This window comes from Deinococcus arboris (assembly GCF_009755355.1).
In the GTDB taxonomy this organism is placed as follows: Bacteria; Deinococcota; Deinococci; order Deinococcales; family Deinococcaceae; genus Deinococcus; species Deinococcus betulae.
The window spans coordinates 1-23,058 of sequence record NZ_WQLB01000021.1; the positions used below are offsets into that span (position 1 = coordinate 1).

General features: G+C 68.0%; 19 protein-coding genes and 1 tRNA gene. 12 read left to right on the plus strand and 8 right to left on the minus strand.

Going from position 1 to position 23,058, the window contains the following annotated elements:
• Window positions 1-260: 260 nt before the first annotated feature.
• Window positions 261-1,424, minus strand: a complete 1,164-nt coding sequence (locus GO986_RS14415) for an FAD-dependent oxidoreductase (RefSeq protein ID WP_157460014.1) — start codon at window positions 1,422-1,424, stop codon at window positions 261-263.
• 158 nt (window positions 1,425-1,582) lie between these two features.
• Between GO986_RS14415 and GO986_RS14420 the strand changes: the two genes are divergently transcribed.
• The 3 genes from GO986_RS14420 (at window position 1,583) to GO986_RS14430 (ending at window position 6,771) form a co-directional block, all read left to right on the plus strand.
• Window positions 1,583-2,794 carry a SpoIID/LytB domain-containing protein gene (locus GO986_RS14420; protein ID WP_157460015.1) on the plus strand — a complete coding sequence of 404 codons (1,212 nt, stop codon included), beginning with the start codon at window positions 1,583-1,585 and terminating at the stop codon, window positions 2,792-2,794.
• Window positions 2,791-5,535: an LPS-assembly protein LptD gene (locus GO986_RS14425; protein ID WP_369409387.1), complete on the plus strand. Its 2,745-nt coding sequence runs from the start codon at window positions 2,791-2,793 to the stop codon at window positions 5,533-5,535. Before GO986_RS14420 ends, GO986_RS14425 begins: the two co-directional genes overlap by 4 nt.
• A gap of 153 nt (window positions 5,536-5,688) precedes the next feature.
• Entirely contained in the window at window positions 5,689-6,771 is a 1,083-nt protein-coding gene (locus GO986_RS14430; protein ID WP_157460016.1) for a hypothetical protein, read from the plus strand.
• A gap of 516 nt (window positions 6,772-7,287) precedes the next feature.
• On the opposite strand, the gene GO986_RS14435 is transcribed toward GO986_RS14430, so the two are convergent.
• Window positions 7,288-8,286, minus strand: a complete 999-nt coding sequence (locus GO986_RS14435; RefSeq protein WP_157460017.1) for a serine hydrolase domain-containing protein — start codon at window positions 8,284-8,286, stop codon at window positions 7,288-7,290.
• Window positions 8,287-8,363: 77 nt separating this feature from the next.
• On the opposite strand from GO986_RS14435, the gene GO986_RS14440 reads away from it, so the two are divergent.
• Both GO986_RS14440 and speA read left to right on the plus strand, forming a co-directional pair.
• Window positions 8,364-8,439, plus strand: a tRNA-Asp gene (locus tag GO986_RS14440).
• A 209-nt stretch (window positions 8,440-8,648) separates the two neighbouring features.
• On the plus strand, window positions 8,649-10,556 hold the full coding sequence (gene speA / locus GO986_RS14445; protein WP_157460018.1) for a biosynthetic arginine decarboxylase: 1,908 nt from the start codon (window positions 8,649-8,651) through the stop codon (window positions 10,554-10,556).
• A 45-nt stretch (window positions 10,557-10,601) separates the two neighbouring features.
• Here the strand turns inward: speA and GO986_RS14450 are convergent, their stop codons facing one another.
• The gene (locus GO986_RS14450) at window positions 10,602-11,381 is read right to left on the minus strand and encodes a hypothetical protein (protein WP_157460019.1); all 780 of its coding nucleotides are present in this window, start codon (window positions 11,379-11,381) and stop codon (window positions 10,602-10,604) included.
• A 189-nt stretch (window positions 11,382-11,570) separates the two neighbouring features.
• Between GO986_RS14450 and GO986_RS14455 the strand changes: the two genes are divergently transcribed.
• The 3 genes from GO986_RS14455 (at window position 11,571) to GO986_RS14465 (ending at window position 13,875) form a co-directional block, all read left to right on the plus strand.
• Window positions 11,571-11,747 carry a DUF1540 domain-containing protein gene (locus GO986_RS14455; protein WP_157460020.1) on the plus strand — a complete coding sequence of 59 codons (177 nt, stop codon included), beginning with the start codon at window positions 11,571-11,573 and terminating at the stop codon, window positions 11,745-11,747.
• Between the two features lie 239 nt (window positions 11,748-11,986).
• Window positions 11,987-13,219: a class I SAM-dependent RNA methyltransferase gene (locus GO986_RS14460; RefSeq protein ID WP_157460021.1), complete on the plus strand. Its 1,233-nt coding sequence runs from the start codon at window positions 11,987-11,989 to the stop codon at window positions 13,217-13,219.
• Between the two features lie 257 nt (window positions 13,220-13,476).
• A complete protein-coding gene (locus tag GO986_RS14465; protein ID WP_369409388.1) occupies window positions 13,477-13,875 on the plus strand; it encodes a hypothetical protein in 399 nt (132 codons plus the stop codon).
• Here GO986_RS14465 and GO986_RS14470 read toward each other — a convergent pair.
• Genes GO986_RS14470 through GO986_RS14485 form a run of 4 tightly spaced genes read right to left on the minus strand, consistent with a single transcriptional unit; the run spans window position 13,860 to window position 17,145 of the window.
• Window positions 13,860-14,324 carry a hypothetical protein gene (locus GO986_RS14470; RefSeq protein ID WP_157460023.1) on the minus strand — a complete coding sequence of 155 codons (465 nt, stop codon included), beginning with the start codon at window positions 14,322-14,324 and terminating at the stop codon, window positions 13,860-13,862. The two genes, GO986_RS14465 and GO986_RS14470, sit on opposite strands and share 16 nt — an antisense overlap.
• 36 nt (window positions 14,325-14,360) lie before the next feature.
• Complete coding sequence (locus GO986_RS14475) at window positions 14,361-15,182, minus strand: Cof-type HAD-IIB family hydrolase (RefSeq protein ID WP_157460024.1); 822 nt, start codon at window positions 15,180-15,182, stop codon at window positions 14,361-14,363.
• An 11-nt stretch (window positions 15,183-15,193) separates the two neighbouring features.
• On the minus strand, window positions 15,194-16,720 hold the full coding sequence (locus GO986_RS14480) for a M48 family metalloprotease (protein WP_157460025.1): 1,527 nt from the start codon (window positions 16,718-16,720) through the stop codon (window positions 15,194-15,196).
• Window positions 16,717-17,145: a 4'-phosphopantetheinyl transferase superfamily protein gene (locus tag GO986_RS14485; RefSeq protein ID WP_369409389.1), complete on the minus strand. Its 429-nt coding sequence runs from the start codon at window positions 17,143-17,145 to the stop codon at window positions 16,717-16,719. Before GO986_RS14485 ends, GO986_RS14480 begins: the two co-directional genes overlap by 4 nt.
• Window positions 17,146-17,177: 32 nt before the next feature.
• On the opposite strand from GO986_RS14485, the gene GO986_RS14490 reads away from it, so the two are divergent.
• The 3 genes from GO986_RS14490 to GO986_RS14500 all read left to right on the plus strand — a co-directional run bounded on the left by GO986_RS14490 (window position 17,178) and on the right by GO986_RS14500 (window position 20,548).
• Window positions 17,178-17,882: a HepT-like ribonuclease domain-containing protein gene (locus GO986_RS14490; RefSeq protein ID WP_369409390.1), complete on the plus strand. Its 705-nt coding sequence runs from the start codon at window positions 17,178-17,180 to the stop codon at window positions 17,880-17,882.
• 576 nt (window positions 17,883-18,458) lie between these two features.
• Complete coding sequence (locus GO986_RS14495) at window positions 18,459-19,592, plus strand: carbohydrate kinase (RefSeq protein ID WP_157460027.1); 1,134 nt, start codon at window positions 18,459-18,461, stop codon at window positions 19,590-19,592.
• Window positions 19,589-20,548, plus strand: a complete 960-nt coding sequence (locus GO986_RS14500; protein WP_157460028.1) for a pseudouridine-5'-phosphate glycosidase — start codon at window positions 19,589-19,591, stop codon at window positions 20,546-20,548. Before GO986_RS14495 ends, GO986_RS14500 begins: the two co-directional genes overlap by 4 nt.
• 58 nt (window positions 20,549-20,606) lie before the next feature.
• Here the strand turns inward: GO986_RS14500 and GO986_RS14505 are convergent, their stop codons facing one another.
• Entirely contained in the window at window positions 20,607-21,377 is a 771-nt protein-coding gene (locus GO986_RS14505) for a DUF2167 domain-containing protein (protein WP_157460029.1), read from the minus strand.
• Window positions 21,378-21,597: 220 nt separating this feature from the next.
• On the opposite strand from GO986_RS14505, the gene lpdA reads away from it, so the two are divergent.
• On the plus strand, window positions 21,598-23,004 hold the full coding sequence (gene lpdA, locus GO986_RS14510; RefSeq protein WP_157460030.1) for a dihydrolipoyl dehydrogenase: 1,407 nt from the start codon (window positions 21,598-21,600) through the stop codon (window positions 23,002-23,004).
• Window positions 23,005-23,058 lie beyond the last annotated feature (54 nt).

Below are 23,058 nucleotides of genomic sequence, written 5' to 3' on the forward strand. Positions count from 1 at the left end.
TAGGTCAGGCAGACACCAACGGCCTTCTCTTCCGCTGAGACGGACGCCGATTGAATCGGGCAGAATGCCGGGCGGAATCTGAGCAGACTTGGAAAGCGCCGCAGGAGAGCGAGAAGGAAAAGATGCGGATTCCGCGATATGGAAGTGCAGACAGTGCCTGTCTCTGCTGTGCTGCACTGACTTCGTCTAAAGCGTCCTCAAGACCAGTCATCCATCCAGGCCTTGCCCTCTCCAGCCTGGGTTCTTCGTGCCAAATAAAGTCAAAGCGCTGCGGTCTGGCCGCCCAGCGTCTGCGCGAGGGTGCTGGCCAACTTATACGCCGTGTGTAGGCCCAGGGTATCAGCCTGTGGGCCGCCCAGCAGCAGCCAGGTGTGGTCGTCCAGCGGCTCGAAGGTGGGCCGCCCCGCTGGGGTGCCGCCTGGCAGGGCCAGCCACGCGCCGGGAACATCGGACAGGCTGCGGCCCATGTGCAGGGCCTCCGAGGCCAGGACCGGCAGCTCGTCCATCTGCGCCACCAGGTCTTCCAGCGTCTCGCGGCGCAGGCCGGTGGGCACGCCAGTCAGCTGCCCCCCGGCCGGCTGGTAGCCGTGGGGGTCGCGCCAGTGCAGCGGCGGAATCAGGGTGTAGGCCCCGTGCTGGGGGCGCAGGGTCAGGCCGGCGGCGCGCAGCACGGGGCTGGTGTCGTTACTGGGCGCGGCCAGGTGAGGCATCTGCCGGTAGGCGCGGGCGTGGCGGGTATGCACCCCCAGGGCATGTTCGGCGTGGTGCGGCGCGTCGGCCCCGGTGGCCAGGATGACGGTGGGGGCGCCCTGGCGGTGCGTCTCGTGGGTAACGATCTGGTGGGTGTTGGTCACGGTCAGGCGCTCCAGTTGCACCTCACCGCCCCCACACAGCGCCGCGCGGGTGTTCAGCAGCAGGTCGGCCCCCAGCGCCACGGCCTGCTGCGCGGTGCGCAGGGCCAGGCTGCCGGGACGGTAGGTCGCCGCTTGCGGGTCCACTTCAGCCCAGGGCAGAGCGGCTGGGTCCAGCAGGGCCAGGCTCTGCGGGTGCTCCCTGAGCGCCTCCTCAACGGGGAGGCGGCCCAGCCCCGGTGTGGGGTGCAGGGTGACGTGCGGCCGGGCCTGCCACGACACGTCGCCCAGGGTCTGCGCCGCCTCGCGCGTCCAGTGGGCGGCGGCGTGGTGGGCTTCAGGCAGGCCCGCCAGCGTCCAGACCCCCGGCGCCAGGATGGTCGCGCCGTCCTCGTTGGGCAGGCCACCCTCCTCGATCAGCAGCAGGCGAGCCTCCGGGGCCAGCTGGCGCAGGAACAGAGCGGCGGCGCTGCCCATCCGCCCGGCGCCGATTACCAGCACGTCGTAGGCGGCCGGCTCAAATGGCTGGCCCACATGTGCCCACACGCGGCCAGGTGGGGCGGGCGGGGTCATGGTCGCCCTGGCATCATGGCCAGCCTGCCGCAGTTCGGTGTCATGCTGGCCATGATGCCGCGCCTACAGGGCTGGGCGCGCCCTGTCCAGCGGCGCGACACTTCTCACGCGGCTGTCAGGCGGCGCGCAGGCACACGCACGTATACTCGGGCTTAATCATGCGTTTCCTGGTGCGCTGCGGCGCTGTAATGGGCAGTCTGTGGCTGCTGAGCGCCGGAGGGGCGGCGCTGAATGTGCGGGTGCTGGTGGCCAGCGCGCCGCAGCTGACTGTGCGCCTGCCGGTGGCGCCCGCCGCGCCCGCAGGGCCGCTGAGCGCGCCGCTGCCTTCCACTCTGGCGCCTGCGCCGCTGCCCACCCAGACCTGGACGGTAGGCGCAGCGGGCGGCGGGCTGACCCTGAACGGCCAGCCCACCGGCAACGCCAGCCTGTACCTGCCCCCTGCGCCGGGCCAAACGGTCGAGATTGCAGGCAAAACCTACCGGGGCGGCGTGCAGGTGCGCGTACAATCCGGCGGCGTGCAGGGCATCAACGTGGTGGATGTCGAGGACTATCTGCGCGCCGTCGTGCCGGCCGAGATGCCCGCGTCCTGGCCCCCCGCCGCCCTGGCCGCGCAGGCCGTGGTGGCCCGCACCTACGTCGCCGCGCGCCTGAACCCGGCCGCGCCGTACGACACCTGCGCCACCGAAAGTTGTCAGGTTTACCCCGGCCTGAGCGCCGAAAAGCCGCAGACCGACGCCGCCGTGAACGCCACCCGCGCCCAGGTCGTGGCCTACGGCGGGCGCGCGGCCAGCACCTACTTCAGCAGCGATTCAGGCGGCTTTACGGCATCGAGCGCCGAGGTCTGGGGCACCGACCTGCCGTATCTGGGCGCCAAGACCGATCCCTTTTCGGCCGGTGGGCCGCGCGCGCGCTGGCGGCTGGAGGTGCCGCTGAGCCGCGTGCAGGCCGCAGCCGAGCAGTACGGCGCGCGCGGCGCCCTGCGCGGCGTGACGATCAGCAAACTCAGTGCGTCGGGGCGGCCCACCGAACTCACGCTGACGGCGGCGGGCGGCACCTTGAAACTGGGCGGGGCCAAAGCGGGCGGCTTTGTGCGGGCGCTGGGGGCGCCGGGCACCCGCCTGACCCTGGGTGGCCTGTCCCCGCTGGTCATGGAAGGCAGCGGCTCGGGGCACGGGGTGGGCCTGTCGCAGTACGGCGCGCTGGGGATGGCCAAGGCCGGCTATACCCACCTGCATGTGCTGGGCTTTTACTACCCCAGCACCAGCCTGGGCACCCTGACGGCCAGTGACCGGGCGGCGCCCGTGCTGGCACAGGGCCCGGCGCTGCCTGGGCTAGACCTGCTGGCTGCCACCCCCGGAGCCCCGCAGTGACCCGCCCCCAGCGCCGCGCCCGCCGCCGGCTGGTGGGCGCGCTCCTGGCCCTGGGGCTGCTGGGGGGTGCCCAGGCCCGCACCGTCAAAATCATCAGCGCCGACACCCTGGAACTGCGTCAGGTGGACGGCCAGGAACTCGTCATCATCGCCGGCGAGAACGTGGAGTTGCGTGTTGACGAGGACATCGTCAAGGCCAAACGGGTCGAATTTAACCGCACCCGCCGCACCCTGACCCTGGTGGGCGCGGCCAGTTACCGCAGTGCCAAAGACGCCCAGGACCTGCGCGGCGAGAATCTGGTGGTCGAACTGGGCCAGGAACAGGTGACCGGCGAGGACGTGCTGATCAGCGACGCGGCCCTGGAAATCCGGGGGGCCGAGGTGGAGCGCATTCCGGGCCAGCTGCGCGCCACAGGCGGGTATTTCACCACCTGTGCGCGCTGCGGGCGCACGCCCAACGACTACGCCTTCCGCGCCGAGCGCCTGATCGTGTATCCCGGTGACCGCCTGGTGGCCTACAACGCCCAGGTGCTGCTGGCCGATATCCCGGTGTTTTTTCTGCCGGTGCTGGTCCTCCCCCTGAACGATAAAGAGCGCCAGCCGCGCCTGGAAATCGGCCGGGACGCCACAGATGGCTACACCGCCGAAGCCGACCTGCCCTTTTCCATCGGCAGCAGCACGCTGGGGACCACGCTGCTGCGTTACTACCAGAACCGCAGCCCCAGCCTGGGCGCCGGGGTGGCGCTGCGCTCGGTGGCGCCGCTGCCCTTCGTGGACCGGGCGACCCTCTACACCCTGGCCAACCCCAGACCCGTGGGCCAGAGCGGCTACGACCTCGACCTCGATTTCAGCGTGCGCGGGCGCGTCCCGCTGGTGACGGCCACCCGCGACTTGGACTACACCTTCACCGTTAACCAGCGCGATATCGGCAGGGCCGCCGATGACCCCGGACGCGGCGTGACCAACGTCACCTTCGGCGCCAAGGCCGAGTACCCCCTCTTCAGCGCCGAATTCAACTACGTCGGCCGCTTTGGCCCCGAGCCCACCACCGCCCTCGACAGCCCCCTGAAGACGCCCGAGGTCATCATTGACCCCAAGGTCTACACGAACGGGGGCTTCAGCGCCGACTTCCGGGTCTCGGCGGGGCGCTACACCGGGCGCCGCAATTTCTTTTCCCGGAATGCCCCCGGCGAGGGCCCCAACACCACCACCAGCCGCCTGGAAGAAAGCCACACCCTGGCCTACACGGCCCAGCCCTGGCGGGACGCTGACCTGAGCCTGAGCAACTCCTTTACTGGACGCTACTACGGCAACGGGGCCAGGACCGTGGACCTGAAGCTGAGCGCGCAGTTGACCCAGCGCTTCAACACCACCAACACGCTGACCCTGCGCAGCGAGTACAACCGCCTGGAAGGCACCAGCCCCTTTGCCTTTGACGCCCTGTATGGCCGCAGCCTCACAGCGCCGGTCAGCCTGAGTCTCAACACGGTGCCCGTCAAGGACGTGACGTTTGGGGTGAGTTACACCCGCGACCTGTTCAAGAAGCCCGAGGAGCAGGGGCCGCTGGGGCTGACCCTGGGGGTGAGCCGCGTGCCGCTGAACCTCTCGGCCTCGGCCAGCGTCAACCTGTACACGAAAGAACTCGACAGCCTGAACTTCAGCGCCACCCTGAGTGACCCCAATTCGGGCACGGTGACGGTCACGCCGGCCCAGCCGGCCACGGCGACCACCCCCGCACGCCCCGCCGTCACCACCCGCAGCAGCCGCTGGCCCGCGCCGGGCCTGGCCCTGAGCGCCTCGGGCGGGTACACCAAGGCGGGTGGCCTCAGCCCCCTGACGGTGACGGCCACGGTGACGGGCAGCGACCGCACCAACACCTTCTCGGTGTCAGCGGCGCACAACATCCGCACCCCCGACATCAACTCAGTGGCCGTCACCTATAACCTGACCAGCACCCGTGACAGCGTGCTGAACAGCCTGCGCCTGAGTGGCCGTGAAACCCTGCTGCCGCCCACCGGGCAAATCAGCGGGGACGCCACCCTGACCTGGCGGGGCCAGTACGAACTCAAAACAGCCCACAGCCTCTTTCTTCAGCGCCCGGCAGGAGCCACGGACAACGGCCCCATCACCTTCAGCGTGGGCACCGTGGGCGGCGCGGCGACCAACTGGAACGTCACCTACGGCGGGCCCTACGACCTGGTGCGGGGCGACTGGACCCGGCCCACCCTCAGCGCCAACTTTGCGACCACCCGCCCCGGCCAGACCCTGCGCCTGGGCGCCACCGCCAACGTGCCGGGCCTGGACCAGCCGCGCCTGGAACTCACGCGCGCCGAGCTGGACGCCGCCTGGAACGCCGAGCGGGTGGCGCTGGCGGGCCGCGCGCTGTACACCCGCACGCGGGTGGGCACGTTTCCGGACGACAAACCGCTGGACACCCTGACCCTGGACCCGCTGCGGTTCAGCCTGGGGCTGGGGCGGGCGGGGCAGCCGCCGGGCGCTTACGTCACCGCCGGGCTGCGCCAGACCTTTACCTGGCTGGACGGCGTGCGGCAGAACCCACAGCCGCTGTCGCCCGTTCTGGGCCTGACCATTGACCGCTGCTGCTGGGCGCTGCAGGCCGAAGCCGACCTGGGCCAGCGCCGCTTCCGGGTGGCGGTGGGCCTGCCGGGCCAGACCGCCTATCCCCTCTTTGACCTGGAGCGCGAGCGCGTGAACGTGCCGCTGCTGCCGACCCTGCCCTGATACGGATTCCGTCTGTTGCGCCGACACATCGGAAAAGAACCGATATGCCAGCTCCACGCCCGGAACCCGTTTTTCTCCCCCCCCGCCCCGCTCCGATTAAATCGCTTTTGCAAGCGATTCAATCGGAGTCCGTATGACCCCCGGAGGTTCTCCATGCGCCGCTTGCCCTTTCTCTCTCTGGCCCTGACGGGCCTCCTGGCCGCCTGCACCGGCACCGAGGAAACCACGCCGGCCCTGCGCCTGATCGTGCTTGAAGGCGCGGCAACCCTGCGCGGTATCACGGTGACGAACGCCACCACCTCGACCTCGCCGGCGGCCACACCCAGCAGCCCCGTCAGTGTGACGGGCGGCGTCAGTGTGCACCCAGGCGCCGACGCCCGGCGCTTCGTGCTGGTGCGCACCGAGGCCGCCGAGACCCGCACCCCGGAGCTGGCGCTGGAGAGCACGTTCCCGGCCCCAGGCTTTACGCCTGTGTGTTACGTGCGCGCGGCCCAGAATCCAGGCCTGAGCCGCCTGCTGGTCCTCAGCGACTGTAACGGCGTGCAGCGCCTGGCCCTGTACCGGGACGCCGCGCTGCTGTGGCAGGTCACGCTGCCCACCTTCCTGCCGCCGGCACCGGGCAGCGATACCCCCCCGGTGCGCCTGGCGGTCCAGGGCGAGGTCGGCCTGGTCACGCGGCCCCGGCTGGGCGGCGGCAGCGAGGTGCTGCGCGTGGCCATTCCGGTGGGCGGCAGCGCGGCGCAGGTCAGCGAGCCGCTGCCTATCCCTGCGGTCTACGACCTGGCCGCCTATGGCACCGAGGTTTACGCGGCCACCGACAGCGGCGTGCAGCGCCTGAACGGCGCTGGAGCACCCGAAGCCACCTCGACCGTGGCGGCCCTGGGCACCGGCCGCTACGACCGCCTGTGGGCTGGTCCTCTGAACCAGCGCCTGCTGGCCGCGTGGCGCAGCAACGTGCTCTCCGGGCAGGCGAGTACGCCACTGCGCGTCTGGAACGGCAGCAGCACGACTGCTGGCAGCGCCGCCACGGTGACCACGTTCAGCGACCTGCGAGACCTGACCTTTACACCCGACGGCTACCTCTACACCATCACGGGGACGGCCCTGGCCCAGCACGACACCCAGCGCGGCCTGCAAAGCGGCACCTGGAACAGCGTCACCCTGCCGGTGGCCCTGAACGACGCCCGCAGTCTGACCTGGACCCTGGCGCCCGAGCAGGTGCCCACAGCGCCCTAAGGCCAGCGTTCAGGAGGCTTCTTCACACGAAGCGAACACTGAGAGCCTGTTGAGGTGCCGGATGCTGAGCGGCGCCCAGAGCAGTTAGAGGCGTGACTCTCCTCCGCGCTGAGGCCCATGAATCGCGTGTCGGCATCAGCCTGGTCCGAAACTCATACGGACTCCGAGCTGACTTGAAAAGCTGCGCCGTAGTGCGAGTAGGAGCACAGCGGGTTTCGGGCGTTGAGGGTGCAAACAGGTGCTCCCCCGGTTTGAAAACAAAACAGACGGAATCCGTATCAGGTAAGCCGGAAGCGAGCGGAGCAACCACGACAACAGACGGGGCTACAGCAATGGAAAAGCGGAGTCGCCCCGTCTGGGGCATAGGCAGAGGAGGACCGTCCTTTGCGCCCAGACTGCAGCGGGCCGCCGCTGCCTCGCGCCCCTCATCTGGCTGTTCCATGCCCAACTCGGTTCCGGCTCAATGTGAACCTTCTGCCCTCGTCTCACCTGCACAGCATCCTTTGCACCAACGCTTCAGTTCGCATCACCTTCCAGCAGCGCCAGCAGCAGCGCAGACACGGCGCTGCGTGGCCCCAGAAGTGGCAGCCCGCCACGGGCCAGCACCGTGACCACCGCGCCCGTCTGCGCATGAAAGCCCAGGGCAGTGCGGGTGCCGCGCGCCGCGCCGTCATGCCAGCGCACGGCGCCGCGCGCAAACCAGCCGGGCGCCACGCCGCTCAGGGCTGGGGGTAGCCCCGCTGGCCGCTGGGGCACGGGCCAAGGCGTGACCACCCCGCCACTCAGATGCGCCGCCCCGAACGTCAGCAGATCGCCCGCCGTGCCGAAAAGGCCGCCTGCCCCCGCCAGCGGGCCAAAGCCGGTGGTCTGGCCTTCCCAGCCACCAGGGCGCACCAGGGCGCTGGTCGGCATCAACGTGACCTCTACACCTAATCTCCCGGTGACCCAGACCTGCAAGGCCCCCCCATAGCCGGCTGCGCTGAAAGCTTCGCCCGCCGCATACGCCGAGGCGAGGGCCAGCAGCCCCGCGCCCAGGTTGGAATACTGGAAACGCCCACCCGGCCGGGCCCAGCGCCGGGCACTGGCGACCACGGCGGCTGGGCTCATGCCGCCGTAAGGGTCGTGAAAGCGCGTGAAGGTCGTGACCCCCACCCGCGCCGGGTGCAGGGGCAGCCCCGCTGTGTGCGTGGCCAGGGCGCGCGGCGTGACGAAGGCCGGCACCCCCCGCAGCGGTCCCCCCAGGGCAGCCAGCGGCGCGTCCCAGTCCAGCCGCGCGGCCTGCACCAGCGACGCGGCCAACGCGGCAGTGAAGGGTTTGGTCACGCTGGCCAGTTCAAAGACGCCCTCGGCGGGCACGCCCCCGAGGGGCCGCAGCACCCGCTCCTCACCCCGCGCGGCTCCGACGACCCCACCGTGGGCCAGGGCGCGCCGCAGTGGCCCCCGCAGTGGCCGCAGGTCACGGCCCAGCACCTCGCCGAGGGCAGTCAGAGCCGCAGAGGCCGGGTCACGAAACATGCCTATGAGCGTACCTTTCGGCGCGGACCGGCCGGGCGCTTGACATGGCCCCCGTCTGCCCTTAACCTGCTGGCGCTGGTCCGGTAGTGTAGCGGTTAGCATATCTGCCTGTCACGCAGAAGGTCGCGGGTTCAAATCCCGTCCGGACCGCCAGCAAAAAGAGGGAGCCTGAGAAGGCTCCTTCTTTTGTCTTGATGTTCCCGGTCAGAGAGCAGCCCAATGCAGCCCGCGTGACACCTGGCCGGCCGCGCTTGCCGTATCATGCGCCCCGGTTTCGCACGGCGTCCGTGAGCTTCTCCCGCACAGCTCCGAACCCCGCGCACGGCGAGCCTATCCCCATATCCGGAGGAGGACGCCCCTCAATGACGACCGCGAACACGTTTTCTACCACTGACGCCGCCGAACTGTACCAGGTGCCCAACTGGTCGGGCGGCTGGTTCCGCGTTTCAGATAAGGGCCAGGTGGACGTGACCCCCACGCCAGGCCTGCACGCGCCGCTGCGCGCCATCGTGGACGAGATTGTGGACCGGGGCGAGAGCCTGCCGGTCATCCTGCGCTTTCCCCAGGTGATTACCGGCCGGGTCAAGCACCTGAACGAGGCCTTTGGCAAGGCGATTGCCGAATACGGCTACACCGGCCACTACCAGGGCGTCTTTCCCATCAAGGTCAACCAGCGCCGGGTCGTCGTGGAATCGGTGGCCGCCGCTGGCTACGACTACGCGCACGGCCTGGAAGCCGGCAGCAAGGCCGAACTGGCCCTGTGCCTGGCCCAGAAGATGCACCCCGACGCCCTGCTGTGCTGCAACGGCTTTAAAGACGACGGCTTTATCAAGCTCGCACTCTGGGGCCGCACACTGGGCAAGAACGTGGTCATCACCATCGAGAAGTACAGCGAGCTGGACCGCATCCTCAAGCAGGCCAAGGCGCTGGGCGTCAAGCCCGCCATGGGCGTGAGGTTCAAGCTCCATGCACGCGGCTCGGGGCAGTGGGAGGAGTCCGGCGGCGACCAGGCCAAATTCGGCCTGAACGCCTACGAACTGCTGCGAGTGGTCGAGCGCCTGAAAGAAGAGGACATGCTCGACAGCCTGGTGATGCTCCACACGCACATCGGGTCACAGATCACCGATATCCGCCGCGTCAAGGTCGCCGTGCGCGAGGCCACCCAGACCTACGCAGGCCTGATTGCCGCTGGCGCGCAGCTGAAGTACCTCAACGTCGGCGGCGGCCTGGGCGTGGACTACGACGGGTCCAAGACCACCTTCTACGCCTCCATGAACTACACCGTGGGCGAGTACGCCGCCGACGTGGTGTACACCGTGCAGGAGGTTTGCAAGACCCGCCAGGTTCCCGAGCCCGTCATCGTCTCCGAGTCAGGCCGGGCGCTCACCGCCCACCACGCCGTGCTGATTCTGCCGGTGGTGGACGTGACCGGCCCCACCCGTGACCTTGAGGACCTGCCACCGGCCAACGAGGACAGCCACCAGATCGTCAAGGACATGGAAGAGATTCTGGGCAACATCACAGGGCGCAACTACCGCGAGATGTACAACGACGCGGTGGGCGACAAGCAGACGCTGCACAACCTGTTCGACCTGGGCTACGTCACTCTGGGCGACCGGGCCCGCGGCGAGGCGCTGTTTAATGCCATCCTGCGGCGCATCGCCAAACTGATTCAGAACGAGAAGTACGTGCCCGACGAACTGGAAGACTTGCAAAAGGTGCTGGCCGACAAGTACATCTGCAACTTCTCGCTGTTTCAGAGCCTGCCGGACAACTGGGCCATTCAGGCGCTGTTTCCGATTGTGCCGCTGGACCGCCTGGGTGAGAAGCCCACGCGGCAAGCGACGCTGGTGGACATCACCTGTGACAGTGACGGCAAAATCGAGAAGTTCATTGACCTGCGTGACGTGAAGGCCACGCTGCCCCTGCACGAGCCGGGAGGCAAGCCCTACTACCTGGGCGTGTTCCTGATGGGCGCTTATCAGGACGTGCTGGGCAGCGCGCACAACCTCTTTGGCAAGGTCAGCGAGGCGCACGTCACGGTGCGGCCCGGCGGGCGCTTCAACATCGACCTCTTCGTGCGCGGTCAGAAAGCGCGGCGCATGATTGAGAGCATGGGCTACGAGGAACCCATGCTGCGCGACGCCATTGAGGATCAGGCCGACGCCGCCCTGAAGGTCGGGAGCCTGGCCTCCGGTCAGGAGCAGGAACTGCTGGACGATTACGGCGAGGAACTGCTGGGGTACACGTACCTGGAATACGAGAACTGAAGCCAGAGACTAGAGGGGCCGGGCAAAGATTAGCCCGGCCTTCTTTCAATGCCCCTCTTCTAAAGGCCAATCCCAGCTTTCTGCCTCATGTGACCAAATCGGCAGTCTTTGGGCGCTGAGACCAAGTCGTTTGCTCGGCTCCTGCCACTGCTGAATACCGCCCTCAGCGTCCACCGCCCAGACCTGCGCTTCATACCGCTGTCCAAAGGCCACCGTCCGCAATCCTTCAGTCGTCAAGAGGTCAAAGTCGCCCAGGCCAACTCGCGTGACATGTCCCCGGAGTATTTGCTGCGGGGTTAACCAGTTCATTTCCATCACCCTGTCCCGCGCGCAAAGCAAGAAGGCCACCCAGGCGCGCCGAATCAAGCTGTAGTGCGCGGGCGTTTCTCTTGACCATTCCTCGTTGGCAAATTCATGCGGACAATCCACCCGGTCAGGGTGCCGGGCAAACTCAGGACGGTCAATAAACAGGGCGAAGAACCGCTCCACTTCGCCCAAATCGTCTGAGAGGAAAGAGGAGAAAGCGCTCAGCATCAGCAGGTCCCAAGGCTCAATATCCAACTGCTGCTCCTCATAGACTTTCAACGTCCAGAACGAGTCCAGCGTGACCTCCAGATGCTGCACTTCGTAAGCCCATTTGGCTGGCCGCCACTCCGGCAACCACACCTGCCGGACAGAGACCCAGCCCACCCGGTCTTTCGGTGGGCGCTGAACGTAGGCGGCCAGCCCAGAACGGTTAAGGGTATTGACCTGCTGAATACTCAATTTGAATCGAGGAGCAGAACTCATATCTTCACCGTAACGAGCGAAAGAAACGGCCTGCATCGGCAAAGTGGCTCACACTAGAAAGCAGCTCAGGCAGGGCTCTGTGAAGTTGTCCTTTCAAGAGGACTAAGCCCCAAGATCTGCATGAACATCAATTCCGACTAAACCACTCCGATTGATAAAAGTGATGGGTTTACATGACGCAGCAGCCTACTTTCAAAGGAAAGCACTTCATTTACAGTCAATGGCATGAACGACTCGACCACCATTGTCAGCCGCTGCGACGCCACGACCTGCCGCTTTAACAGCGATATGGCCTGCACCGCCGGCCAGATTGAAGTGAGCCTGAGCGCCCAGCAGGCCCAGTGCCTGACCTTCAGCCCGGCCAGCGACGCCCAGAGCGACCAGCCCAGCGCCCAGAACTAAGCGACACATCTGCGAAGGCCTCCGGTGACACTGGGGGCTTTTTTGATGGCTGACATTGCCCCTTCAGGGTGCAGATATGCGGAAGCCCGGAATACCTGATGCCTCTTTCCGTTAGTGGTTGCGGCATTGGCCAGCAGCGCCGCAAGCGGCAGACACAGAGGTCTCCCGAACCGCCTCCCTAACGCCAGGCGGGCCGGCGCGGGTCATTTCTTCATCCTGAACGCGCTACCCTGTTCTCTATGTCGGACGCTCTCCTTACGCTGGAAATCGAGAAACTGGTCGCCGGAGGTCTGGGGCTGGCCCGTGACGAATCCGGCGTGGTGCTGGTGCGCGGCGCACTGCCAGGTGAGCAGGTTACCGCCCGCGTACGCGCAGGCAAGGGCGTGCGCCAGGGTGAAGTTGTGGAGGTGCTGCGCCGCAGCCCCCAGCGCGTGGACGCCCCCGAGTTGCCCACCGCCGACCTGGCCCACGCGACCTACGCCGCGCAGCTGGAATACAAGCGCGCCTTCGTGGAAGAGGCCCTGAGCCGCATTGCCAAGGTGCGCCACGGCGTTTCGCCCACCGTGCCCAGCCCGGACGCCTGGGGCTACCGCAACACCGCGCAGTATCTGGTGACGCCGCAGGGCCTGGCCTACCGCGAACGCCGGGGCAAAGAGCCCCTGGTGGTGCAGCGCGATCCCCTGGTCATGCCCCAGATCCAGGCGGTGCTGGACAAACTGGACCCTGCGCAGCTGGACCCCGCCACCGAGGTCGCCTTTCGTGCCAGCCGCCTGACCGGCGAGGTGGTGGCTGCCCTGATCGGGGCCGGCGAGCCTAAACAGTTCCTGCGCGCCAGTGATCACCTGATGGACGCGGGCGTGGTGGGCGTCTCACTGGCCCAGCCGGCCGGGCGCCGCTTTAGCGCCGGGGTGCGCCTGATTGCCGGCGAAAGCGAAATCCGCGAGCAGTTTGGCAACGTGCAGGTGAGCGTGTCGGCCACCGGCTTTGCCCAGGTCAACCCCCAGGCCGCTGGGCTGGCCTACCTGCGCGCCGCTGAACTGGCCGGCGAAGGGGAACACGCCGTGGACCTGTACGGCGGCGCCGGCGCCATCGGGCGGCACCTGGCCCCGAAGTTCCGCCGCGTGACGGTGCTGGACGCCGCCCCCGAGGCGCTGGCCCGTGGCCGGCAGGATGTGGCCCAGAGCGGCGAGAAGAACGTGACCTTCCGCAGCGGCGACGCCGCGCGCTTCTCCGAGCTGGGGACCGATGTGATCGTGGTGGACCCGCCCCGCGCCGGCCTTGAGGAAGGTGCCCGCGACCATATTCATGCCAGCACTGCGGACCGGCTGGTCTACGTGTCGTGCGACCCCGCCACCTGGGCGCGCGATGTGGGGGACCTCGTGCGCCGGGGCTGGAAACTGGCTGAAGTGGTGCCCCACGACTTTTATCCGCAGACCAGTCACGTCGAGATTGTCAGCGTCCTGAACCGCTGACAGCGGGACTTAGACGGATTCCGTGTGTTTCGTTCAAACATCAGCTCCCTTCCGATGTTCAAACTCCACGCCCGAAACCCGTTTTGCTGCTGCTTCCTCTCATCGAATTGACTCGTTGAGAACGAGGATGCAATCGAAGTCCGTATCAGGACAGTTGAGGGACGTGCTGCGACCCTTCAAAAGAACGGGCCACCCCTGTGCGAGCCGTAAAGCTGCGGTTCATGGCTAATTCACGGCGGGGCATTAGGCTGCGCCGCGTGAAGTGGCCTGCCCTCTTTGTTGTGCTGCCCGCCCTGCTGTGTGCCTGTCAGGATCAGGAGGCCCGCGCCCAGAACGCCGCCCTTCAGGCGCGGGTTGAGGCCCTGGAAACGCAGGTGCGCGCCCTGCAAGACACCGAGGTCACCGCCCTGCCGGCCGACGTGGGCAAGGTCACCGCCCAGGCAGCGGCCCAGAACTGTGCCAACAGTCTGACGCGAGAACTAGAGACTTTTCGCCAGAACAGCCTGGACCGGCGCTACCCCACCGCCGCGCAACTGGCGTTGCCGCCTGCCTGCACCGACCAGCGCGTCAACTGGGTGGCGCGCGGCGCGCAGGAGTACACCTTCACGATTACAGACAGCGGCGGCCTGGAACTGGCCCGTCAAAGCGGGTCGTAGCCTCGCCCCGCGACCGGGTCGTCGGAGGTTTCATCTTCCAGCACAATGCCAAAGGTGGTCACGCGGGTGCCAGTGAAGCCCACCACCAGCGCCCAGACGGCCTGCGGGGCTTTTTCAAAGGTGGCGCTGCGAACATAGAAGGTCTCGCCCTGATTGGTGAAGGTTCGCTCGCCCACCACCTGCCGCTCGGCGCCGTAGGTGATCACGCCGGCCTGGCGGTAGGCCCGGAAAGCCGCCAGCGACCCCCACTGCCCCTGCACATCGGTGCTAAAGGCATTCCACAGGCCGTCCAGCCGGACCGCGTAGAACTCGGTCAGCAGGGCGCGGCCACGGGTCAGGGCCGTGCGCTCGGCGGCGGTGCTGGTGCCCGTCGGCGGGGGCGTGCCCTGCGCGGCGGCCGGCACCAGCAGCGTGAGGCTTAGGGCGACCGAACGCAGCAGGGCAGTCATGGCCCAGGGTAACCGCAGAGGCGGGCCGGGCGGATGTCAGGCAGATAAAGACCCGGCCAGCAGCGCTTCAAGCACTACCGCCACGCCGTCCTCATCGTTGCTGAGGGTCACCTCGCTGGCGGCCTGCCGGGCCTCGGGGTGGGCGTTCGCCATCGCCACGCCGCGCCCGGCCCAGGCCAGCATCTCGGCGTCGTTGGGGGCGTCGCCGAAGGCCAGCACTTCGTTACGGGCAATGCCCAGGTGGGCGCACAGCCGTTCCAGGCCCCAGGCTTTGCTGACGCCTTCGGCCAGCACCTCCAGAAACGGCGCGCCGGAATGGGTCACGGCAAAGCCGGGCAGCCCCAGGGCCCGCACCTGCACGAGCAGGTCGTCCGGATGCAGGGTGGGGTGGCGCACGATGAGTTTCAGGCTGGGCTCGGCCAGCACCTCGTCCAGCGTAAAGGTGCCCATGTCGGCGGGTTCGCGGTTGTGGTCGCTCAGGCGCGCCAGGCCCGCGTAGCCGTCCTGCGCCACAAAGACCTCGCCGCCCTGCCGCACCGAGACAAACAGCAAGTCCGGCAGCCGCTCGCGCAGCGCCCCGGCCAGGGCCCGCTGCACGTCGGCCGCCACATGGGCCTCGAACAGCACGTCGCCTGTGGGCAGATGCACCCCCTGGGCACCGTTGCCACACAGCGCCCAGGTAAACCCCAGCGCAGCGGCGCTGGGCCGCACGCTGCGCGGCTGGCGCGCAGTCACCGGCACTACGGGTATGCCCGCTGCCCGCGCCGCATGGAGGGCCGCTCGGGTGCGGCGGCTGACCGTCTTGGCGCTGGTCAGCAGCGTGCCGTCCAAGTCGGTGGCGATGAGGCGAATGGGCATGGGCCCGCGCCTCACTCGCCGTCCAGCAGGAGGCTGTCCCGGAGTCCTAAGGCCGCCATCTGATCAGGCCACGCGGCGCGGGCCGCAGGCTGCATCACCATCTGCCAGAGCAGGGGTTCCGGCGTCAGGGTCTGCCCGTGGGCCTGCGCCGCCCAGGGATGACCAGGCTGCACGTGCGCGCATGCTCCCTGGCGCAGCGCGGCCAGCAGAACACCCAGGGCCAACCAGGCCACCAGGGCATGCCGCTCATCGCCTCCTACCCCCTCGTACTGCAGCTGCGTGAAACGCACCCGCAGGTGGGCATTCAGGTCGGCGCAGATGACCGGCACGTCCAGCAGCGTCACGCCGCGCAGCGCTGCGCGCACAGTCTCACTCTGGCTCAGCGCCTGCCAGTGCGGGGGCCAGTGTGCCGTGTTCAGGTCATCCCAAAGCACGGGCCGCAGGGCCCTGACCGACGCCGGAACGTAAAAGGCTTCGCTCCAGCGGTCAGCCTGACCCAGCAGTGAGCTTGGCTCTGCGGGCGGCCAGTCCTCAGGCAGAGGGGCTTCTAACCTGTCCAGGCGCGCACGCAGCGATGGATGCGACAGGGTCGCCTCACGCTCTGGAAGGTCCTGCGCCGTCCAGCCGCGCAGCCGCTCGGCCTGCTCACCCCTGAGGAACATCTGAAAGCCCTCAGCCAGCGGCACGCGGAAGCCCGCCTGTGCCAGCGGCACCACCTCCTGCGCGACATAGGCGTCAAACAGGTGAGCCTCAACCGCAATGCGGCGCAGGGCAGAGTGGGCGGCGGCTGCCCCCGCCACGCGCTCTGCAGCCTGGTCGGCGGCGTGCTCCTGGGCGTGATTGAGCCGCTCGCTCACCCGCAGGTAGGCGCGTGCCAGGGCCGTCATGGGCAGCGCCAGCAAGTTGCCCAGCAGGAGGTACAGCACCACGGCGGTAGACAGGCCCTGCGGCAACAGCTCAACGGCCCGCTCTGGACTCCCCTGGCGCAGGCTCAGGGCTGTGCGGAACATCCCCGATGCCAGACCGGCCAACCGCCAGGCCCGCGCCGCGTCTCCGCCGCCCACGTGGGCCAATTCATGAGCAATCACGGCCTTGACCTCTGCGCCGGACAGAGACAGCAGTAGGGGCAATCCCAGGCCCAGGGTGGAGCGGCCCCCCTGCACAGACATATACGCATTCATGTCGGGCAGCAGCCGCACTTCTGCGGGCATAGGCACATTCAGCGCGTGGGCGACGCTCTCAATGAGCGCTTTCAGGTCTGGCTCACTGTCAAGCGCAACAGGGGTTCCGAACGGGGCTGGGCGCCGCCGAGGAAATGAGGTCCACCACAGATGAAGGAGCAAACCTGCCGGCATCAGCAGCGCGCCCCACCGCAGGAGGGCTGGCAGCCCCGACCCAGCCAACGCGATGATCACCCACAGGAGAGCGGCACTCACCAGCATGAAGAAGATCCAGTAGCACAGCAGTATCCCCAGAGCCAGGCGACTGTCGCGCTGGATGATCTCGGGGTGAAGCAAGACTGGAGAAGCAGAAGTCACGGTGTCACTGTAATGGGCGCAGCACTTTCATGGAGACGAATCTCCCGCGCCTCCAGCACCACCACCGCTGAGGCGTGGTCCTTGGTATGGGTCAGGGTCAGGTGGGCCACCCAGCCGCGCGCGGCCAGTTCAGCGGCGATCTCAGGGACAAAGCCCAGGACCGGCGGCGCAAATGGAAAGGGACCGTCCGGGGTGCGCTCACGCTCTACCCACACGTCTCGCCAGCCGTGCGGACGTGGCCAGACCTTCTGAAAGGCTTCCTTGGCCGCAAAGCGCGCTGCCAGACTGGGGGCCGGGTCACTCAGCCGGGCGCAGTAGGCCAGTTCGGTAGGCGCAAACAGCTTCTCGGCCCGGCGTCCCTCTCGCGCCAGCATCCCCCGGATACGAGCAATTTCAATCAGGTCGTGGCCCACCGCGACAATCACGGTTCCCAGCATACGTGCCCTATCCTGGCCGGGTGACCCAGAGCGCCGAGCCGCTGTTTCCCGATCTGCGCCTTCCGACCATCGCGGCGGCGCTGCGGGGCGCCCAGCCGCTGTGGACCGCCCTGGGGGTTAGCCGCGTGCGCGTGTTCGGTTCGGTGGCGCGCGGTGAGGCCACGCCCGGCAGCGACATTGACCTGCTGGTGGACTGGGCGCCCGGCACGCCGCGCGGCCTGCTGGACCTGATGCGGGTGCGCGAGGTCTTTGAGGATGTGCTGGGCCGCCGGGTGGACGTGCTGACTGCCGCCCCCCTGCGTCACCCGCTGAGGGGCGAGATTCTGGAAGACGCGGTGGACGTGCTGGCCGTCCCCAACCCCGCCCCACGCACCCACCGTCCCAAACGCTGGCGCTGGCGCGTGTACGACCTGCTGGCGGCCATTGACCGAATTGCGGCCTACACGAGCGGCCACTCGCTGACGACCTTTACCCGCGACGAGGCCGTGCGCGACGCCGTGCTGCACAACCTCGCGCGCCTGGGCGAAACCACCAAGTTCATTCCCCAGAGCGTGCAGGACCGCGCGCCGCACCTACCCTGGGCGCTGCTGCGTGACATCCGCAACCTGGTGTCCCACGATTACTTCGGCATTGAGCCGGCGCTCATCTGGCATACGGCGAGGGTGGAGTTGCCAGCGCTGCGGCCGGCGCTTCAGGCGTTGGCGGATGGGAAAGCGGGGCTATAGGGGCTGGGCATCGGTGGGGAGGTTGATTTAAGCCTTCGTCACCCCACCCCCCAGCCCCCTCCCCCAGAGGGGCAGGGGGAGCAGCGCTGCGCTAGGCAGGGATAGGTGACGCGCCGTACAAGCCACCTTGTTCTGCGCTATGGACACCGTGGCCCACCTGCCGCCCATCGTCCCACGCCCGCGCGCTGCGCGCACGACGGCTTCCGTTGCTTACCTTGTAAAAGTGGCAGAGAAGAACGCTTCAAACACGAGGTTCTACTTTTAGAAGATGCTGGCGCAAAAGCTTTTCAAGAGTAGAACCTCTTGCACGCGCCACGCCTTCCTGCCACAGTGCCGCCCAAGTCCAGGCGAGGCCATTGTGCGCGCAGCGCGCAGGCCCTTCCGCTGGGGCAGCGGATGGCGTCGAGGCCAGACACGAAAACGGACAGAGCAAGCCGACCAACGCCAGTAGCAACTCTTGCCCAGTGCCCCCCCAGCCCCCCCTACCCCGCTGGGGTAGGGGGGCTGGGGGGGGGTGGGGAAAAGCAACCTAGCCACCTTGCTTATCACAATAAGTGTCTTTACCATAGAAAAACTATGTCCCTGACCGAAACCGAAGCTGCCCTGCTCGCCCTCATCCGTGCGGCACCCCAGGCCACCCCCGAGGAACTGGCCCGCCGCCTCGGCTCTACCCGCGCCGCTGTGAATGTCCACGTCGGCAATCTGGTAAAGAAAGGCGCCCTGCTCGGCCGGGGCTACCTCCTCCCGCCTGACCTCGGCCCTACCCGGATGGTCGTGGTCGGCGGCGCGAATGTGGACGTGAAAGCCCGCACGCTGGCGCCAGCACTGCCAGGCACCAGCAACCCCGGCGTGACCACCCAGGCCCCCGGTGGCGTGGCCCGCAACGTGGCCGAGAACCTTGCGCGGCTGGGCGTGCCGGTCACGCTGGTGTCGGCGGTGGGGCGCGACGCCCTGGGCGACTGGTTGCTGCGGCAGACCGAGGCGGCGGGTGTGGATATCCGGCAGGTGCTGCGTGCGCCGGATGTCGCCACAGGCACGTATACGGCTGTGCTGGACGACAGCGGCGAGTTGCTGGTGGCGGTGGCCGCCATGGCCGCCACCGACGCCCTGACCCCCGCCGCGCTGCAAGAACGGCGCGGCACCCTGCGCGGCGCGGGGTGGGTGGTGGCCGACGGCAACCTGACGGCGCCCGCCCTGGCCCACCTGCTGACCCTGGCCGCCGAGGCCGGCGTGCGGGTGGTGTTCGAGCCGGTCAGCGTGCCCAAGGCCGCCCGCCTGCGCCCAGCCCTGGCGGCTGGCCTGCCCCCTTACGCCGTTACCCCCAATGTCGCCGAGCTGGGCGCGCTGCTGGGCCGTGAGGTGCCGGACGAGCCCCAGGCCCTGCGGACGGCGGCGGCCGAACTCCACGCTGCGGGCATCACCCTGGTCTGGGTGCGGCGCGGCGCCCAGGGCAGTTTTCTTTCGGCTCCAGACGGCGAAGACAGCCTCCCCGCCCTGCCCGCCCAGGTGCGCGACGTGACCGGCGCTGGCGACGCCATGCTGGCCGCCTTCCTGGCTGGCCTGGCCGCTGGCCTGCCCCCGGCCGAGGCCGCCCGACACGGCCACGCCGCTGCCGCCCTGACCCTGGAAAGCGACCTCGCTGTCTCCCCCACCCTGACTCCGGCCGCCATCCGCGAGCGCGCCGCCCTGATCCCCAAGGAGTCCCCATGACCACCCCCACCTCTTTTCACCCCGAAGCCGCCGCCTACCTTGACCTGCACCCCGAAGTCGCCGCCGCCCTGAAAGAAGGCCGCGCCGTCGTGGCGCTGGAAAGCACCATCATCAGCCACGGCATGCCCTTTCCCCAGAACGTCGAGATGGCGCGCGGCGTGGAAGAGGTCGTGCGCCAGCACGGCGCCGTGCCCGCCACCATTGCCGTACTGGGCGGCCGCCTGAAGGTGGGCCTGACCGAGGGCGAACTGCACCTCCTGGCCACTGACAAGGGCGTAGAAAAAATCAGCACGCGCGACCTGCCCGTCACCATCGCACTGGGCAAACACGGCGCGACCACCGTGGCCTCCACCATGCGGATTGCCGCGCTGGCGGGCATTCGCGTCTTTGCCACTGGCGGCACGGGCGGCGTTCACCGGGGGGCCGGGCAGAGCATGGACATCAGCGCCGACCTGCTGGAACTGGCCCAGACCGACGTGTGTGTGGTCAGTGCCGGGGTCAAGAGCATTCTCGACATCGGCCTGACGCTGGAGGTCTTAGAAACCCAGGGGGTGCCCGCCATCACGCTGGGCAGCGAGGAGTTTCCGGCCTTCTATTCACGCCAGAGCGGCTTCGCCTCGCCCCTGACCGTCCAGACCGCAGAAGAGGCGGCCCGCGTGCTGAAGGCCAAGTGGGCCCTGGGCCTGTCCGGCGGCGTGCTGCTGGCCAATCCCATTCCCGAGGCCGCCGAGATCCCCGCCGCCGACATTGGCGCGCACATTGACCAGGCCCTGACCGACATGGACGCGCTGGGCCTGACTGGCAAGGCCACCACGCCTTACCTGCTGGGCCGCGTGGTGGAATTGACAGGCGGGCGCAGCCTGGAGACCAATATCGCCCTGGTGCGTCACAACGCGGCAGTGGCGGCCCAGGTGGCGGTGGCCTACGCTGAGCTGACCCGGACCACCACAGGCTAAGGGCAAAAGCAGGAGGGGCGGCGGTCTGACTTCTCCGCCGCCTCTCGCCTTAGCGGCGTTATCCCCTGGCCCGGCGGCCCAACAGTCGGCCGAGGCCGCCCAGCGCCGCCAGCACCAGCACCCAGCCTTTTTTCAGGAACAGCAGCGCGCCGGCCAGCAGGCCCACCTTCTTGGCCGCCGCCACCCCCAGCAGGCCGGCAAGGCCGTAGGTTGCCACCTTGTCCGTCCCCGAATTGAAGTCCTCGTAGCGTGCGCCCGGCGTAAACGACACCTGCTTGAGCACTGCGGCCATGTCGCGCTTGATCTGCGGCAGCTGAGCCATTCCGGCCACGGCGTTCAGTTCCAGCACGTTGTCACGGCCCAGCACGCGCACGGCGTAATTCAGGGTGTGGTCGCCTGGGCTGTCACTGAAGGCCAGTTCCTTGGCCCAGTACATCTTGTGGGTGGCCGCGTCGTAGCGGGGCTGGTCGGCCCAGCCCACCAGGCTCACGGTGCCAAAGCCGGCTTCCTCGCGCGCCTGGTTGTCCTCAGCGGTGGCCGCCTGCATGGTGCGCATCAACTCGTCGTACTTGATGCCGGCTGCGTCTTTGTCCGAGACATGACCGTCCTTGCTCTCGGTAATGACCACGCCCCAGCCCTGCTTGGTGCTGGGGTCCAGGCCGGCGGGGACAATCATGCCCAGCACGTCCTCGGCGGCCTCCGGGGGGTTGCCCCACTGGGACACGATGACCTGCTGGGCGCCCGTGGCGTCCAGGTAGCGCAGGCCCGCGCCCGTGTTCAGCTGGGCCTTGCCGCCCAGCAGGCTCACCTGACCGGTTTGATACCGCAAAGGGGCCTCCGCTTCCTAGGCCCCTGCCACCGACAGCCCACCCAGACCCAACATGACCACCATTTTCTTCATCATGTTCTCAGCTTAGAAAGCGTTGGCCAGAGACATTGCCACACTTGTGGTGTCCCCCACCGGGGGCAGGACCCTGGCCGCAGAGTGTCCCCGACACAGGAACGCGCCGCTTTTGCGCGCAGAGGCCGGTGGTACGCTCAGAGACGCTATGGATTCTTACGACGTGTTGGTCATCGGCGGCGGCCCAGCAGGCTACGTGGCCGCGATTCGCGCCGCGCAGCTGGGCTTTAAAACGGCCTGCGTGGACGCCTTCGAGCGGGGCGGCAAGGCCTCCCTGGGCGGCACCTGCCTGAACGTGGGCTGCATTCCCAGCAAGGCCATGCTCGATTCCAGCGAGAAATTTGAAGTTATGCAGCACGACTTTGCCGACCACGGCATCAACGTTCAGGGCGCCACCATTGACCTGGGCAAGATGCTCGGGCGCAAGGCCGCCGTGGTGGACAAGCTGACGGGCGGCGTGGCTTACCTGTTCAAGAAGAACAAAGTGACCTCTTTCTTCGGGCTAGGTCGCCTGGTGCGTCAGGACGAGGGCGCCTGGGTTGTGGACGCCGCCGGCACCGAGGTGAAAGCCAAGCACGTCATCGTGGCGACGGGCAGCAGTCCCCGCGCGCTTCCGCTGGCTCCCTTCGGTGGCCATGTGGTGGACAACAGTGGCGCCCTGGCCTTCGAGGGAGTTCCGGGCCAACTGGGTGTGATTGGCGCCGGCGTGATTGGTCTGGAACTGGGCAGCGTGTGGCGCCGCCTGGGCGCCCAGGTGACGGTGCTTGAAGCCCTCCCCGGCTTCCTGATGGCCGCCGACGACGCCGTGGCCCGTGAGGCCCAGAAGCAGTTCCAGAAGCAGGGCCTGGCCTTCCACTTTGGCGTGAACATCAGCAGGGTCGAGCAGGACGACACTGGCGTCAGCGTGACCTACACCGAAAAAGAGCAGGAAGTCACGGCCCGCTTTGACAAACTCATCGTCTCCATCGGCCGCGTGCCCCATACGGCGGGCCTGGGGGCCGAGGCTGTGGGCCTGGCGCTGGATGAGCGCGGTTTCGTGAAGGTGGACGGGCACTTCCGCACCAACCTGCCCGGCGTGTACGCCATTGGCGACGTGATTGGCGGCGCCATGCTGGCCCACAAGGCCGAGGAAGAGGGCGTGGCCCTGGCTGAGATGCTGGCGGGGCAAGCCGGGCATGTCAACTACGACGTGATTCCCTGGGTGATCTACACCAGCCCCGAAATCGCCTGGGCTGGTCTGACCGAGAAGCAGGCCAAGGAGAAGGGGCTGAAGGTCAAGACCGGCCAGTTTCCTTTCAGCGCCAACGGCCGCGCCCTGGGCCACGGCGACCCGCGCGGTTTCGTGAAAGTGGTGGCCGACGCGCAGACCGACAAACTGCTCGGCGTTCATATGGTCGGCCCGAACGTCAGCGAACTGATTGGCGAGGTCGTGGCCATCATGGAATTTGGCGGCAGCAGCGAGGATCTGGCCCGCACCGTGCACGCCCACCCCACCCTCAGCGAAGTGGTCAAGGAAGCGGCCCTGGCGGCCGATAAGCGCTCGCTGCATATGTAAGACGCTGGCCGGGGCAAGGAAGGAACGTGCTGCCTCGCCCCGGCTTGACGAATT